This is a genomic window from Paenibacillus tritici (assembly GCF_013204885.1).
Classification (GTDB): Bacteria; Bacillota; Bacilli; order Paenibacillales; family Paenibacillaceae; genus Paenibacillus_AQ; species Paenibacillus_AQ tritici.
In genome coordinates this window covers 354,358-370,573 of the sequence record NZ_JABMKX010000003.1, presented here as the reverse complement: position 1 = coordinate 370,573, position 16,216 = coordinate 354,358, and the positions used below count along the sequence as shown (strand labels likewise).

10 protein-coding genes are annotated in these 16,216 nt (G+C 56.2%); 9 read left to right on the top strand and 1 reads right to left on the bottom strand.

The genetic code is table 11. The features are described 5' to 3' along the window. The first annotated feature begins 17 nt into the window (after positions 1-17). Positions 18-1,373, top strand: a complete 1,356-nt coding sequence (locus tag HQN87_RS07110) for a glycoside hydrolase family 30 protein (RefSeq protein WP_173129839.1) — start codon at positions 18-20, stop codon at positions 1,371-1,373. A gap of 161 nt (positions 1,374-1,534) precedes the next feature. Further along, positions 1,535-2,560, top strand: a complete 1,026-nt coding sequence (locus tag HQN87_RS07105) for a Gfo/Idh/MocA family protein (protein WP_173129836.1) — start codon at positions 1,535-1,537, stop codon at positions 2,558-2,560. Between the two features lie 84 nt (positions 2,561-2,644). On the opposite strand, the gene HQN87_RS07100 is transcribed toward HQN87_RS07105, so the two are convergent. Beyond that, positions 2,645-3,655, bottom strand: a complete 1,011-nt coding sequence (locus HQN87_RS07100; RefSeq protein ID WP_173129833.1) for an ABC transporter substrate-binding protein — start codon at positions 3,653-3,655, stop codon at positions 2,645-2,647. Positions 3,656-3,908: 253 nt separating this feature from the next. On the opposite strand from HQN87_RS07100, the gene HQN87_RS07095 reads away from it, so the two are divergent. From HQN87_RS07095 to HQN87_RS07065, 7 genes are all read left to right on the top strand, one after another. Next, positions 3,909-4,424 carry a hypothetical protein gene (locus HQN87_RS07095; RefSeq protein WP_173129830.1) on the top strand — a complete coding sequence of 172 codons (516 nt, stop codon included), beginning with the start codon at positions 3,909-3,911 and terminating at the stop codon, positions 4,422-4,424. A 268-nt stretch (positions 4,425-4,692) separates the two neighbouring features. Further along, on the top strand, positions 4,693-5,856 hold the full coding sequence (locus HQN87_RS07090) for a LacI family DNA-binding transcriptional regulator (RefSeq protein WP_173129827.1): 1,164 nt from the start codon (positions 4,693-4,695) through the stop codon (positions 5,854-5,856). A 520-nt stretch (positions 5,857-6,376) separates the two neighbouring features. Next, positions 6,377-9,712 carry an alpha-mannosidase gene (locus tag HQN87_RS07085; RefSeq protein WP_173130178.1) on the top strand — a complete coding sequence of 1,112 codons (3,336 nt, stop codon included), beginning with the start codon at positions 6,377-6,379 and terminating at the stop codon, positions 9,710-9,712. Positions 9,713-10,018: 306 nt separating this feature from the next. Continuing rightward, positions 10,019-11,530, top strand: coding sequence for an ABC transporter substrate-binding protein (locus tag HQN87_RS07080; protein ID WP_173129824.1), 1,512 nt, complete (start codon positions 10,019-10,021; stop codon positions 11,528-11,530). Between the two features lie 52 nt (positions 11,531-11,582). Then, positions 11,583-12,569 carry a carbohydrate ABC transporter permease gene (locus HQN87_RS07075; protein ID WP_173129821.1) on the top strand — a complete coding sequence of 329 codons (987 nt, stop codon included), beginning with the start codon at positions 11,583-11,585 and terminating at the stop codon, positions 12,567-12,569. Between the two features lie 2 nt (positions 12,570-12,571). Further along, a complete protein-coding gene (locus tag HQN87_RS07070) occupies positions 12,572-13,408 on the top strand; it encodes a carbohydrate ABC transporter permease (RefSeq protein ID WP_173129818.1) in 837 nt (278 codons plus the stop codon). A gap of 18 nt (positions 13,409-13,426) precedes the next feature. Further along, entirely contained in the window at positions 13,427-16,168 is a 2,742-nt protein-coding gene (locus tag HQN87_RS07065; protein ID WP_173129815.1) for an FAD-dependent oxidoreductase, read from the top strand. Positions 16,169-16,216 lie beyond the last annotated feature (48 nt).

The window sequence follows — 16,216 nt, the reverse complement described above, 5'->3', positions numbered from 1 at the left end:
GGAGGGAGGGAAAGAACATGCGGGATATTATCATGTACCAGTCCAGCGGAGAAGATGAGCTGTTTGTGGAAAAATCCACAGCAGAGCTGCCGCAGCCAGCTGCTGAAGCGGTTACGGTCACCGTAGAGATTGATGCCGGCCAGACTTATCAGGAGATGGATGGCTTCGGGGCATCCTTCACCGATTCGGCTGCCTATCTGATCCATCAGGTGCTTGACGAAGCACAAAGAACAGAGGTCATGAGCAAGCTGTTTCATGCGCAGGAGGGCATCGGCCTGTCCTTCCTGCGGAATCCCATGGGGGCGTCGGATTATGCCAGATCGGTCTATAGCTATAATGATCTGCCGGAACAGGAGACCGATCCTTCGTTGGAACGCTTTTCGATCGCCCATGATGAAGCAGACATTATTCCGTTATTACAGCAGGCGCTGAAGCTGAATCCGGAGATCAAGCTGATGGCTTCGCCCTGGAGCGCACCGGGCTGGATGAAGACCAGCGGCTCGATGATCGCCGGGCAGCTGAAGCCGGAGAATTACCGGGTGTATGCCGATTATTTTGTCCGTTATATTCAGGCCTTCGCGGCTCACGGTTTGCCTATCTATGCCGTTACCGTGCAGAATGAGCCGCTCTATGAACCGCATCATTATCCGAGTATGCTGATGCTGCCGGAGGAGCAGCGGGAGTTCATCCAGAGAGAGCTGAAGCCAAGCTTCAGGAAGCACGGGCTGAACACGAAGATCTTCTGCTACGATCACAACTGGGACCGGCCGGACTATCCGCTGACTGTTCTTGAGCAGGCAGAAGCTGAAGTGGATGGCGTAGCCTGGCACTGGTACGGAGGCGCTCCGGCTGCACAATCGGAAGTGCTGGCGGCTTACCCGGATACAGAGGTGCATTTCACCGAAGGCTCCGGCGGGGAGTGGATTCCGCCGTTTGAGCAGGCCTTCTCCAACGTGATGCGTACGGGGATAGAGATCCTGCGGAATCACAGCAAGTCGTTCGTACTCTGGAATATGGCGCTGGATGAACAGAACGGCCCGGCCGTTCCCGGCTTCGGCAAGAGCACCTGCCGCGGGGTGGTGACGGTCAACCAGCAGACCAGGGAGCTTACGTATACCTTGGACTATTATGCGCTGGCCCATTTCAGCAAAGTCATCCGGCCCCGGGCGCTGCGTCTCGGGACCACCGCCAGCCATGAACAATTGCGCTCCGTTGCCTTCCGCAACAGGGACGGATCGGTTGCGGTAGTCTTGTTCAACGATGGAGAAGCGGAAGAGACTGTAGCCGTGAAGCTCCAGGGGGAAGAGGTGCTGACCTTCTCCATGGCTCCGAAAAGCGCGGTTTCGCTGAAGCTGAGTGAGATGCAGGTATAGGGGACAATAGTGAGGCAAGGAAGGGAACAAGGACAAGGACTGAGACAACGACAAGGACAGGTACTCCTAGGGATAGGACGCCTGTCCTTTTTTTTAGGCGGCCGTCTGCGTTAAGATGAAGGCAAATACGAAGTTATATGCCAAGAGGAGTGATTCAGCCAGTGAATACCACCAAGCTTTGTTTCATCGGGGCAGGCTTCCATGCCGCCACGAATATCTATCCTGCGGCGGTGGAAGCGAAGGCGGAGATTCAGGCCGTTGCAACCCGCAGTCTGGAGCGTTCGGCAGCGGCGCTTCAGCGTTTTGGCAGCAGCGGCAGACCTTATGAGGATTATACGGCCATGCTGGAGAATGAAGATTGTGACGGAGTTGTGGTTGTGGCCCAGCCCGGGGATCAGCCTTGCCTTGTGCTGGACTGTCTCCGGGCCGGCAAAAATGTCTATGTAGACAAACCGCTGGGCTGGAATGCAGCGGAGGCGCTGGGGCTGGCAGAGGCTGCGGAGCAAGCCGGGGTTGTCCTGATGGTAGGTTTTATGAAGCGGTATGCCCCGGTCTATATGAAATTGAAGCAGCTGATTGACCAGGAAAGTCTGGGTGCCGCCAGATCTTTTCAGGTGAAATTCGCAGTGGACAGTACCCCCTTCTGCAAGGATGAGGAACAGTTCATTAAGCTTGCGGCTATTCATATGGTTGATCTGATCCGTTATTTGTTCGGGGAGGTTATTCAGGTGTCAGGCATGTCAGGCAGCAGCGGGGAGTATATCTCGATGAGCCTCTCCATGAAGTGTGCCGGCGGTGTGGTGGGCAGTATCTATTTCTCCGGCATGAGTGCCTGGTCCAGGGAGAGCGAGAGCGTGCTGGTTACGTTTGACGAAGGCTTTGCCGCGGCTGATGAGATGAACAGACTCACGATCCACAGATCATACGCTGGCAGCACACTGCCCTGGCAATCGCTGGCTGAAGAGGATACCATCCTGACATCTTCGGCATCTGCAATGTCCGGCGGCCTTAGGGACTTATACCTTCGCGGTTTTGTGGGGGAAATGGAGCATTTCATGGATTGCTGCCGGAAGGGGCAAGCACCGCTCTCCAGCGGACGGGATAATGTACAGACGATGGAGCTGTGCGGGCGGATATTGTCAGCGCTTGGCCCGGACAGAGAAGAAGCTGCAAGATTTTCAAGCTAAGCTGGTTTGCTCATACCAAAGGGATGCCCCCGCAGCCGTCGTATGGCCCGGGGCATCCCTTTTCCTCAGATCGCGGTTAGAAGCTTACTGGGTGCCCTTGCTGCTAAAAATATCCGCGATTTCATCCAGCAGCCGGTCAAGCGTGATCGGGTCGTCGAAGTTATACTTGCTGTCGAGCGTGTACACACGGCCTTCCTTGACGGCAGGAATGGCTTGCCATAGGCCGCTGTCCATAAGCGCTGTCTGTCTCGTAACCGTCTTGCTGCTGGTGTCCGTCAGGATGAACATATGCGTGCCTATATATTGCGTCAGTACCTCATCGGAGATAGTTGCGAACCGTTCATTGGCATCAATCAGCTTCTGTACGCCTTCACCAGGCTTGAATCCGAGCTGACCGTACAGCGTTTCGTTCAAGCCTTTGTTGCCCATGATGTACAGGTCGGAGCCAAGCACCAGCAGAGAGGTGGCGGTTTCGCCTTCCGTCAGGTTGAGCTGCTTCTTCACGGAGGCAACCTTCGCGTTATAATTATTGAACCAGGTATCCGCTTGTGCAGTGCGGCCGAACAAATCAGCGATTTGACGGACACGTTCTTCGGTCGGGAAGGTGCCGTCAAGTCCAACAACCACGGTTGGTGCAATCTGGCTTAATGCTTCAATCCCGGCTTCATCCCAGTCGTCGAAGATGATCAGGTCCGGGGATAAGGCAAGGATCTTCTCAGGTGAGAAAGGATAGCCGATATCTTCAATACCTTCGAGCAGATCGGGGTAAGCAACCTGTGTCCCGATGACACTAAGTGAAGCTCCCTTAGGCTTGACCCCAAGCGCAAGCAGATCACCCGGATTGCTGCCGACATACACGATGTTCTGGGGATGGGCGGGAATTTCGACCTTCCGTTGTTTGTAATCCGTATACGTCCGCGTTGTGGCCACAACTTCCGCTGTAGACGGGTTGGCCGCAGGAGATTCGGTTGCTTCACTTGTTGCGGTGGCAGTTAGAGCAGCGGTTGTCGTGTTATCCGGCTGGCCGCAGGAGGCCAGAATGAATGCCAAGAGAAGCAGGGTTAACGGAAGAAACAATTTCTTGATAGTTGGCATAGGTGAGGCTCCTTTGGGGTGTTTAATGGCTTAAATGAATATGATAATCATTCTCATTTAATTATAATAGAGAGGAACAAGAGAGTTGTCAATCCTCAAGATTGCCTGATCTGACGGATAAGGCGTCTTACTCTTTCTATCACCAGTCTGCTGGGAAAATCTGGTATAAGCTGATTTATTAGCAAATGACAGCATTAGCGGCTGTAAGATGATAGAATGATAGTTATAGTCTTCTACGGGGAGTGAATTTCTTATGAAAAAGATTGCGGCCGGATTCATTGCCGGAGCGATACTGATGGTGGGTGCGCAGGCGCTGGGCGCTTCTGCAACGCTTGTAGGAAAGGCCATTCAGGCGGAGTATATCGTGAAGGTGTACGGCAAAAAACTGGCCGATTCGGCCATCGTCATTGACGGCAAAAGCTATGCGCCTGTTCGCGCAATCGGCGAATTGGCCGGATTCCAGGTAACAGTAGCGGGCAAAACGATCAGTCTGGATGATAAAAAGGGATCGGCCCCTCCGTTATCCGACGAGAAGAGCTCCCTGGTCGGTCCTGTGCCGGTGAGTACACCTGATCCTGCCTTGAATGTATCCAAAAGCAAAATTGAGCTGATCGACGCCAGGATTGACTCCGTTGTCAGTAATATCCTGACTACCAGCAGTCTGCTGAAAGCGAGTCCAGGCAATGCCGAGCTCAAGCAGAAGCTGGAGCAATATAAGGAAGAATACGCTGACCTGCTGAAGGAAAAGGATCAGGAGCTGCAGAAATAAGCAGCTGCCAAGCGGAAGAGAGTAGCGCACACAAAGGAAGCAGGACCGGTGCTTCAGGAAGGTCTTCCACGGACAGCACGCGGGTGCCCCGCAGCCATGAATGATTGATTATTCATGGCTGCGGGGCATTCTTTTGGGTATGCCTTAGCTTGATGAATTTCTTCCACCGGGATATAAGAACGGATATAAGGCAGGATATAAGACTGGCTGGAAGAAAGCGCTATACAAATTTTTATAACACGTGTTATAATCTCTCCGAGGTGCTAATATGGGCAAAAAAAGAGTAACCAGCTTTGATGTAGCCAAGCGGGCGGGAGTGTCGCGCAGTGTAGTCTCTGCGGTGCTGAATAATACGCCGGGCATAGGGGTTGGAGCAGATACCCGCGAAGCTGTGCTGGAAGCCATCCGGGAGCTGAACTACCATGTGGACGCCGGAGCGCGCAGCATGAAGACTGGAAGAAGCATGACGTTAGCCGCTTATGGAGATACCCGTCATCCATTGTTCACCCGGCTGCTGGAAGGCATGCAGCGGGAGTGTGAACAGAGCGGGTATCATATTCTGCTCTGCTCGCCGCGCCATAAGGGGAACGCTGAGGGCAGGGCCGAGCTGCTGGAGCTGTATCATCGTCGAAAGATCGACGGGATTGTGACCCTGGATCATACCAGCTACCAGGATGAGGAGTGGGCATCCCGCATAAATAGCGCCGGAATCCCTTATGTCTCCGTCGAGGGATATGCCGAGGTACCCGGGGTGTACTCAGTACTCGCTGATTATTCAGGCAGTGTGGAGACCGCTTTGAATTATTTAATGCGGGAGGGTACACCACAGCACTTAGGGCCGGTCTACGCCGAGGTATACCATGAGCTTGAAGAGGATAACTGGGCGGAGCGGAACCGGCGCGAGGCCTACACGGGCTGGTGCAGCGCACATGGATTCGAGCCGCTTGTGATTCGCTTGGAGGAACATGGCGATGGATGGACAGAGTGCCTGCAGAGGCTGGCGCCGGATGGCGGGCAGGGACTCGCGCGGGATAGTCGTCAGGGACTGGTGCGGAATAGTCGTCAGGAGCTGGAGCGGGATAGTCATCGGGAGCTGGTGCGGGATAGTCGACAGCCCTATGCGCCGCTCCTGGTCAATTGGTCGAGTGCGATTCCCGACCTGTACCGCGCGGCTCATAAGCTGGGCCTGCGGATTGGTGAAGACCTGCGGCTAATGGCGGCAGATAATACGATTCAAGGCCACCGGCTGAGCCTGCCGTCCCTAAGCTGCGTAGAAATTCCATACGTCAGTATGGGAGAGGAGGCCGTGCGCTGCCTGCATACGCAGATGAGCGTGGGCAGCGAGAGAGTGCGGGTGGACAGGGACGGCGCGAAAGTACAGTTGGACAAAATTTGGTTGCCTGCGGTACTGCGGGCAGGAGAAAGCGCGTAAACGCGCTTGCAGCACGGTGGCAGCAACTATAGCATTGCAGCAGGAGCCGCGCTGGATGGACTGAAGCTACTATAGTCTACTAGGTGCCACCCCTTCTTAGGTGGAGGGGATCCTCTGGAATTAGGCTAAAGGCGGAACTGAAAGGGATAAATCCCACTGAAAGCGCCAAAAGCGGTCTGGAACTAGAAATGAGAGGGATAAGTCCCACTGAAAGCGCCGAAAGCGGGCTGGGAGCGGAAATGAGAGGGATAAGTCCCACTGAAAGTGCCAATAAGTGGACTGGGAGTGGAAATGAAGAGCAGAAGTGCGCCTCAATCCGGCAAAAGTGATCGTCAGGTGGAAATGAGGAGCAGAAGTGCACCTCAATCCGGCAAAAGCGAGCATCAGGCGGAAATGAGGAGCAGAAGTGCACCTCAATCCGCCGGAAGTGGGCATCAGGTGCAGATCTGGTGCAAGTTAGCACCTTCCTTTTGCTCGTTTAATAACACGTGTTATATATGGGAGGAGAATGAGAATGAAGATGTTCTGGACAGAAGAGAAGCTGGCTGCACGGTTGAGAGAGCTGGAGGGTTACCGGTACCGTGAGCGGATTGCGCTTGATGAATGGCAGGTTACTGAGGATCTGGAGGGAGAGAACGGTGTCTATCCCTCCACTCTTGCAGGAGAGAAGAAGCTCCGGACGGGGGAGTACTGGACCGGAAGTGATGTCTACCTGTGGCTGCACAGGAAGATAACGATTCCTGCTGACTGGCAGGGCAGACGTATTGTAGGATTGTTCGATTTCGGCCGCACGGGCGGGGGCAACAACAGCGGGTTCGAATCTCTGCTGTTCCTCGACGGCAAGCCGTATCAGGGGGTGGACTCGAACCATCAGGAGGTGTTTCTTGAAGACGATGCGGCCGGCAGGGAGCTGGATTTCACTTTCCGCTTATGGTCGGGTCTGAACGGGGACGGCCAGCTGATTCCCCAGGAACACAAAATCAAGCGGGCGGAGCTGGCTTATCTGGATGAATCAGCTGACAATCTGTATTATACCGGCAGAGCGGCGATCGGCACCTTCAAGCAGCTTCAAGAGAGCCAGGTGGAGAAGCAAGAGCTGCTGATGGCCTTGAACCGTGCCTTCAATATGCTGGACTGGTCCAGACCCGGAAGCGCTGAGTTCTATGCTTCCGTCCAGGAGGCCGAGAAGAGCCTGCTGGAAGCCTTGGCCCGGCTGGAGCAGGAGCATCCGGTTACGGTAACAGCCATCGGCCATACACATATTGATGTGGCCTGGTTATGGCGGCTTACCCACACCCGCGAGAAAGCGGCGCGCTCCTTCTCGACCGTACTGCGCCTGATGAAGCAGTTCCCGGAATACGTTTTTTTGCAGACCCAGCCTCAGCTCTATGCGTATATTAAGCAGGATTACCCGGAGATTTATAGCGAGATTAAAGAGCGGGTAGAGGAAGGGCGCTGGGAAGCCGGAGGGGCGATGTGGCTGGAAGCGGACTGCAATCTGACCAGTGGGGAGTCACTGGTGCGCCAGATTCTGTCCGGGACGAAGTTTTTCCGCGAGGAGTTTGGAGTGGACTGCAAATATTTGTGGCTGCCCGATGTGTTCGGCTATAGCTGGGCGCTGCCGCAGATTCTGCGCAAGTCGGGTATTGACACCTTCATGACGACGAAGATCAGCTGGAGCCAATACAACCGGATGCCGCATGATACGTTCCAGTGGAGAGGAATTGACGGCAGCGAGGTGCTGACCCATTTCATCACCACACCGGAGGGGCCTGAATCGGGTGCCTGGTATTATACGTATAACGGCCTGATCGAGCCCTTCTCTGTGCAGGGCATCTGGGACCAGTACCGTGACAAGAACCTGAACCGAGAACTGCTGTTGTCCTATGGTTACGGGGACGGGGGCGGCGGTGTCAACCGCGAGATGCTGGAGATGCGGCGGAGGCTGGATACGATGCCGGGTCTTCCCCAGGTGAAGACGGGGCGGGCGGCGGAATATTTCGAACGGCTCCATGAAACCATAGAGGGCACCGATCAATATGTGCATACCTGGGACGGGGAGCTATATCTGGAGTATCACCGGGGGACCTATACCAGCCAGGCCTATAATAAAAGAATGAACCGCAAGCTGGAGCTATTGTACCGTGAAGCGGAGTGGCTGCAAATGCTATGGGCGGCGGAGAGCGGCGGATTCACGCAATATCCTGTGGAATCGCTGCTGGCAGGCTGGCAGATTATTCTGCGCAACCAGTTCCACGATATTATTCCCGGCTCCTCGATTCATGAGGTGTATCAGGATTCACGGGTGGAATATGCGGAAGCAGAGCAGCTTGGTCTGGAGGCAAGGGATGCTGCGGCTGCGCGGCTTGTCAGCCTCGCCCTATCTGCTGAGCCGGAGAACGCTGGCCTTGTCGGCCTCGCCCCATCTGCTGAGCCGGAGAACGCTGGCCTTGTCGGCCTCGCCCCATCTACTGAGCCGGAGAACGCTGATCCTGTCAGTCTCACTCCATCTGCTGAGCCGGAGGACGCTGGCCCTGTCGGCCTCGCCTCATCTGCTGAGCCGGCAGATGCCCCGCTGCACAGGGAATATACGGTCTTTAACAGTGCCTTCTTTGCAGGCACCAGGCTGGCAGCCATTCCTCACAGCGCAGAGAACGTCACCTGGACAGATGCCGCGGGGAATTACCTGCCAGTCCAGCGCTCCGGCGGTCATTGGCTGGTCGAGACGGCTGCGGTACCGGCGATGGGCAGTGCAGTGATCACAGCTACGGCGGGCGGTGTACCGGGAGAGAGCCGGGAGCAGTCTGTTCCCTTTAGTCATCAGGATTCAACATTAACCACTCCTCACTATATTCTGGAGTGGAATGAGGCTGGTCAGCTTAGCCGGATCTTCGACCGCAGCGCTGCACGCGAGGTGCTGGCACCGGGTGAATGCGGCAACGTGCTGCAGGTATTTGAAGATAAGCCGAAGATGTTCGATGCCTGGGATATTGATCTGTATTATCAGGAGAAAATGCGGGTGGTCACCGATCTGCGCTCCGTCAAGCTGACCGAATGCGGCCCGCTGCAGGCAGTGCTGGAGTTCACCTGGAAGTACATGGATTCCACGATTATCCAGAAGGTCAAGGTCTATAGCGGAAGCGCGCGGATGGACTTCGAGACGCTGGTGGACTGGCATGAACAGCACCAGCTGCTCAAGACGGCATTCCCGGTTGCCGTGCGGGCAACGGAAGCCACCTATGATATTCAGTTCGGCAATGTGAAGCGTCCGACCCACTGGAATACGAGCTGGGACTATGCGCGGTTCGAGAGTGTGGGCCACCAGTGGGCCGACTTGTCGGAGCGGGGCTATGGCGTCAGCCTGCTGAACGACTGCAAATACGGATACGATATCAAGGATCATACGATGCGGCTGTCGCTGATCAAATCGGCAACCAGCCCGGACCGGCTGGCCGACCAGGGCGAGCACCGTTTCACCTATGCCTTGCTTCCGCATCAGGGGGATTGGGTGGAAGCGGGAACGGTGCAGGAGGCCTGGGCGCTGAATCATCCGCTCCTGGCCGTAGAAGGAGGATATGCCGCCGGAAGCGGCAAATCACTTCTCACCTGCGATGCCCCGAACATTGCCGTCGATGCCGTCAAGCTGGCGGAGGATGGCAGCGGATGTATTGTCAGGCTGCATGAGTATACAGGAACACGCTGCACAGCGAATGTCAGCAGCGATTATTCCGCCGTCTCCTGGCAGCTGCGCGATCTGATGGAGCGCCCGCTGGAGACAGAAGCGGTGGACGGACCGGCGATCCGCCTTGATTTTAAACCGTATGAGATTCATACGGTGCATATTGTCTTTGCCTGAGTAGCCGTTCGAGGGGATACACTATACGTGTCTACTCTATAAAAAAAGCAGTGTCTGCCTGTCAGGGCAAACACTGCTTTTTTGCATGATAATTTATCCTTCTATTTTTCACTGAAACAGTTGCTGCCCGTTAAAGGGACGGCATAGCCGTTTCTGCTTGGCGTACCGTATCAAGTGGATAGATATATCCACCCTGTTCGTAGAAGGATGGGATACGCTGAAATTGCGGTACTTGCTACAATAAGGCTGTAAGAATACAGAATGATTCCATCAATCACCGAGCCTACCAAAGGGGAGTGTATGCAATTGACAACAAAACGTTCATGGATGAGAACGCTGACCACGATGTTTGCCTTGACAGGAGTGCTTGCCGGCTGCGGCGGCAATAACAATGCGGGAAGCAGCGGCACGGCGGCTCCGGCCGGTTCATCGGCCACACCTGCAGCTACTGCTGCTGTGGTGCAGAAGGTTAATTTCTCCATGGTCTCAGCCAGACCCGGGGACGAGGCTTTTTACAAGGAACAAATGGACATTTTCATGAAAGCGAATCCAGACGTCAAAGTGACGGTCATCGCCAACCCGACGGAGCAGTATAACAATGCGCTTCAGCTGTCTTTTGCCGCCAATGAAGGCCCGGATATCTTCTTCATCGAAGGCGGCCAGCCGCAGGCAAGAACCGTCTACGACAACAAATGGGTGGAACCGCTGGACAGCTATATGGATGATGCGTTCCTGGCGCGGTTCCCGGAAGGCTCCTTCAGCCGCACCAGCCAGACCCGGGTGAACGGGGAGATCATCGGTGTCCCGGTCCGCGACCCGCGCTTCGATAAAGTAAGACCGTTGTATTACAACAAGGCCATTCTGGAGCAGTTCGGCTACAGTGAACCCCCGAAGACACACAGCGGATTCGTGGAAGCGGCAACGAAGATAACGAAGGAAGGCAAAGGGCAGGTATACGGCTTTGCCATGATGGGCAAGGCTCCGGCGGTGTTCGGATTAAGCGTGTCCGGCCTGGGGTCCGGGCTTGAAGGCGGTGTAATCGGATACGAGGGCAATACCATCATCAACCTGAAGAGCGGACAGTTCTCGGCGAAGTCAGCGACACCGGTGGTAGAGATCCTGCGCCAGCTGAACGCACAGAAGATTGTGGCGCCGGGCTGGGAGAACTGGGATACAGCGCAGATGCATCAGCAATTCGCAGCCGGACGAGTGGCGATGTTCATCGGTGCAGCCTGGCAGGCGGAGGAAATCCGCAAGCTGAACGAAGGCATGGATATGGGCATTGCGGCAGCGCCGGTTCCAGATGCGGGCCGCAGCGGATACCGGGATACACCAACGATTGCCGAGCCGCGGTATGCTATGAGCTCCCAGTCGAAGGTGAAGGAAGCGGCGTGGAAGGTGCTGGACTTCCTGGGCTCGCAAGAGTTCGAGCGGGCGAATTATGAATATGCCAAAGAGCTGGTGCTGATGCCGGCAGCTATGGAAGGCATTGAGATGTCGGCAGATATGCAGCAAATGGTGAAGGTGATGGATGAGACGATCAGGATGGCACCGGCGGTGAATACCAACAACCAGAACTATGACCAGTTCTCGAAGAGCATCAGCGACGCGATGCCGAAGCCCAAAATCCAGGAGGTTTTCCTGAAGGCGGTCATGAGTAATGAAGACCCGGTTCCGCTCGCAGAGGAATATGATGCCAAGGCGAACAAGGTAATTGATGAGCAGATCAAGATGGCTAACGACGGCGGTATTACCTTCTCCAGAGAGGATCTGAAGTACCCGGATTGGGACCCTATGCAGGACTATATCATCGAATAAGCGCTGCTTAGGGTCCGGAAACCCTATAGAAACAGACAGGAGTGAATACATTATGGGCTACGGCACACCACAGCAGACGATTCCTGCTCCCGCCGGCAAGGCTCCGTTCTCCAGAAGGGCGGAGCTGTTCAAACAAATCAAGAAGCACCGCTATCATTACCTGTTCGTGCTGCCGATGCTGGTGTTCTTTTCCGCCTTCACCTTATGGCCGATGCTCGCAAGCTGGTATTATTCGTTCTTCAACTGGGATGGCATCGGCTGGCCGACAGATTTCATAGGTCTGGGCAACTTCCGGGAAGTGGCCGCCGATCCGGGCTTCTGGAACGCTTTTATGAACACCTTCCTCTTCGCACTGACTCATGTCCTGATCCAGATGCCGCTGGCGCTTGTCGTGGCGGTGATTCTTAATAACCAGTTTCTGGCGGGGAGGAATATCTACAGGCTGCTGCTGTTTGTGCCTGTGATCTCAACAACGGCGGTTATCGGTGTTATTTTCTCGATTTTGCTGAATCCGCTGGGCGGTGCAGTCAACGAGATGCTGCTGAACACCGGTATCATAAGCGAGCCGATTAACTTTCTGGGATCTACTGCTCTGGCGTTGCCCACACTACTGGCTGTTTCGGTCTGGAAAAGCTTCGGCACACCGATGATTTACTGGCTTGCGGGGCTGCAGACAATACCGGCTGAGCTGTATGAGGCGGCCAAAATTGACGGGGCAGGCAGGATACAGAGCTTTTTCCGTATCACCATTCCTATGCTCGCACCGATTGGCCTTGTAATTACACTGCTCACTTTTATCAACAATCTGGATCCGTTTGATCTGGTCCGCACGATGACCGAAGGCGGCCCTGTCAAAGCTACCGATGTAGTCCAGACTTATATTTTCCGTTATGCATTCGAGCCGGAGAGCGGCTCTTCCCGGTACGGCTTTGCCTCGGCTGCAGGCATTCTGTTCAGTCTGGCGGTTCTCGTAGTAGTCATTATCCAGGTGCTGACCGGCAAATATGCCCGCAGATCCGGCACGAAAGGGGCGGAATAACCATGTACCGGCTAACCCGTCTGCTCAGACAACTGCCCGTCCAGCTCCTGCTGCTGGGCTTCACCTTAATCTGGAGTTATCCGTTTATCTGGATCATCTCCTCCTCCTTCAAGTCGCAAAGTGAAATGTTCCTGGGCGGGATTAACATTATCCCCAAAGAGCCGACCTTCGATAATTTCGTACGGGCCTGGGAGCTGGCTAACTTTTATCAATACTTCTTCAACTCGGTTATTGTCACTGCATCGGTGGTCATGCTCGTACTTGTAATTACCTCGATGGCGGGGTATGCGCTGGGCAGAGGTGCCATGCCTGGTAAAAAGCTGATTATGACGATGCTGATCATCTCGATGTTCCTGCCCAAAGGCTTCACTATTCTTCCGCTGTTCGAGCTGATCGTCGGACTGGGCTTCAACAATACGCTGATGGGAGTCATCCTGGCCGAGTCCGGCCCGTCCAAGATCGTATCGATCCTGCTGTTCGTCGGCTACTTCGCCTCGCTGCCCAAAGAGATGGAGGAATCCGCCACGATTGACGGCGCCGGTTACTTCCGTATGTTCTTCAGCATTATGCTGCCGCTGTCTAAGCCGATCCTGGGTACGGTGACTATATTCAGCTTCATCGGGGCCTGGAATGCGTTCTTTGTCCCGCTGACCTTTACGTTAAGCAAGCCGTCGCTTCGTACGCTGGGGGTCGGCATGTACAACTTCTTCGGGACCAACAGCGTGGACTGGACCGGACTGGCGGCGGGAGCAGTCATGTCTGTTGTACCGATTATCATCGTATTCCTGTTCCTGCAGCGGTATTTCATTGAAGGTCTGGCCGGTTCCATCAAAGGCTAAGCAACGGGAGGTGTGGACATGAGTCAGTTACACGCAGTGCAGGCGGATGTGCTTGTTGTTGGGGGAGGAACAGCCGGCTGTGTGGCGGCCATTGCGGCCGCCGAAGAAGGCGCCAGGGTTATTCTGGTTGAGAGCGATACCGCACTCGGCGGAGTCGCTACCCGGGGAGGAATCCACCGTTATTACTACGGGTCTCCCGGAGGGCTGCAGGAAGGGATCGACCGCCGGACTGCAGAAGCAGCCGCAGTCTTCGGCGGGAAGACCAAGGGCTTCCATCCAGACGCGAAGCGGGTGGTGCTCGCAGCCCTCTGCCGCGAACTAGGAATCGGGGTGTGGCTGGATTCTGTTGTCTATGAGGTGATCAAGGAAGCAGACGGGGTGGCAGGTGTGCTGCTTCTGACTCCTGCCGGGCCGCTTGAAGTCCGCGCCGGGGTTACCATCGACAGCACCGGCAACGCCCATCTGGTGCGCATGGCCGGCGGCAAGCTCCGGCACGGCCGTCAACTGGACGGCATCTATCATAACTATTCGTTCATCCCGCGCAGAGTCCTGGACGGCGAGATTGGTTATGACAATCTGGATGCCGGCTGGGTAGACCCTTATGATCCGTGGGACGTATCGAGAGCCTTCATCCGCGGCAGGGAGTGGGTCAGGCAAGGAGTTGAACAGGGGGCGCGTTATTTCGCCGTCTCCTCTATGCTCGGTGTGAGGGAAGGCGGACTTATTGAAGGGGACGCAACCATTGTGCTGCGGGATTACATCGAAGACCGGCCCTCCCCGGAGGTTATCGCCCGCAGTTATTCTCATCTCGACAATCACGGCTTCGATACAGGCAATGAGAGTGAATTCAGCCAGTTGTGGATTGCAGTCATGGGCTTGTTCGTCAAAGGGCTCTGGTGCGATATTCCGTATGGGGCGCTGCTGCCAAAAGGGCTGGAGCGGCTGCTGGTGGCCGGGCGTGCCTTGTCAGCGGAAAGAGATGTCAGTATGGGGATACGGATGCAGAAGGATATGCACAAAACCGGGGAAGCGGCCGGGGTAGCAGCGGCGTTAAGCCTGAAGGCGGACTGCACCCCCCGGCAACTGGACCGCTCCCTGCTGCAGAAGCGGCTGGTAGAGCGCGGCGTGCTGGAGCAAGAAGATCTGCAGCGGAGCACAGGGCGGAATCTCCGCTTCAGGCAGGGGGATCTGGCCGGTCTGGAGCTGGATGGGGACAAGGCCGTGAGGTATAGTGAGCAGCTTGCCGGTTATCTCGGGACGGAAGAGAGCTGGAAGGCGGTCTGGCTGCTGGGCCGTTCATCAGCCGCAGCCGGCGGCCCGGAGATCATCCCGTTACTGGCCGGCAAGCTTGAAGGCGAAGATGAGGCTGCCGGCGGCGCCTTCTGCTCAGCCATTACGCTGGCGATGCTCGGCAGGGAGGAGCCTGTGCCATATCTGCTTGGCCTTATAGCTGCAAGGGACAGCAACAAGCTCAGCAATCATCCGAAATGTGTGCCTTTCTGGGTCGCTTCATTTGTCCTCCTGCGTATGCTGAGGAGCCCTGCCGGGCTGAAGGAGGCCGTTATTGCCCTCGCGGAACAGCCGGGTGCTGTGCACAGCACTTTTCTGCTGGACTACTTGTCTTCCGTCTTGCGGCTCCTAAGCAGGGAGCAGCGAGCAGAAGCGGCGGCTGCGGTTAAGGCCTGGCTGGGGTCCGCCGGACTGGGGGAGGATTACCGGATGCACGGCGACCGGCCTGAATCGCTCCGCTGGAGCCTGGAGCTTAGGGCCGCCGCATTTCTGTCACAGGCCGGGGAGGATGACAAGCTGAGTATGAATATTGCCGCAGCCTCAGTCTCGGATTCAAGAGGGTATGTGCGCAATGCGGCTGCCCGCCTTATTCCCGGCAGTGCAGCAGGTACGCTGGACAAGGAGCCCGCTGTCCCGCTGCTTGGAACCTTCGACCTTGCAGTCATCGGGGCGGGAACAGCAGCGGTCATCTGTGCGGCTGCCCTGGGCCTGCGCGGCAAGCGCGTGGTGCTGCTTGCGCCTGGCAGTGCCCTGCTGACAGAGGTTACGAGATGCCGTGTCACTGCCTTCCAAGGGGCAGCAGAACAGGAGGATCATGCGGTCAGCAGGCTGATCCGCCTGCTCCGCAGGGAGGGGGCGTGGAACGGTGCACAGCTGGAGCCTGTACGGACACAACTGGCAGCAGACCGTTTCTTGGAGGAAGCCGGAGTAAGCGCCTTATATGAAGCCAGGACCCTGAGGTCATGGAAGGAAGGGGAGCGGCAGGCAGTTGAGCTCGCTACAAAGAACGGGCGCTGCATCATTTATGCGGGAGAATTAGTTCCGGCTGCGGGTGGATACGGGAGTACCCGCCCTGCGGCACCGGGAACGCTGACGGCAGTTCTCACATGTACAGAGCCGTTCGGACAGGAGGCAGACGGGCGCTGGAGCCCCTGGCTGTGGACCGCCTCCCGGCTGCTCCTGCGGCTGCGGCCGGGTTATTATCCGGAGGAGGCATACCTCGATATCCGCTGGCCGGAGGAAGCTGCCGGTACAGCAGCTTCAGGTGAGCTGCTGATGGTTCCGGCAGTAGGAGAGCTGCGCAGGCAGGGCCGGATTCCTGATACAGCTGCGCTTGCCTATATTGCGGATGACGTATGGCCGGAAGGCTTATCGGGGGAAGCGGGGAGCGGGCTGAATCCAGAGGATACCTTCATTGCCGACCAGATAACCGCCGGTCTGGCCGCTGCTGCCCGGCTGCCGGATCACTAAGCAGTCTGTTTTTGAACAAGCAAGCATAAGTTATCCATCCTATAATCC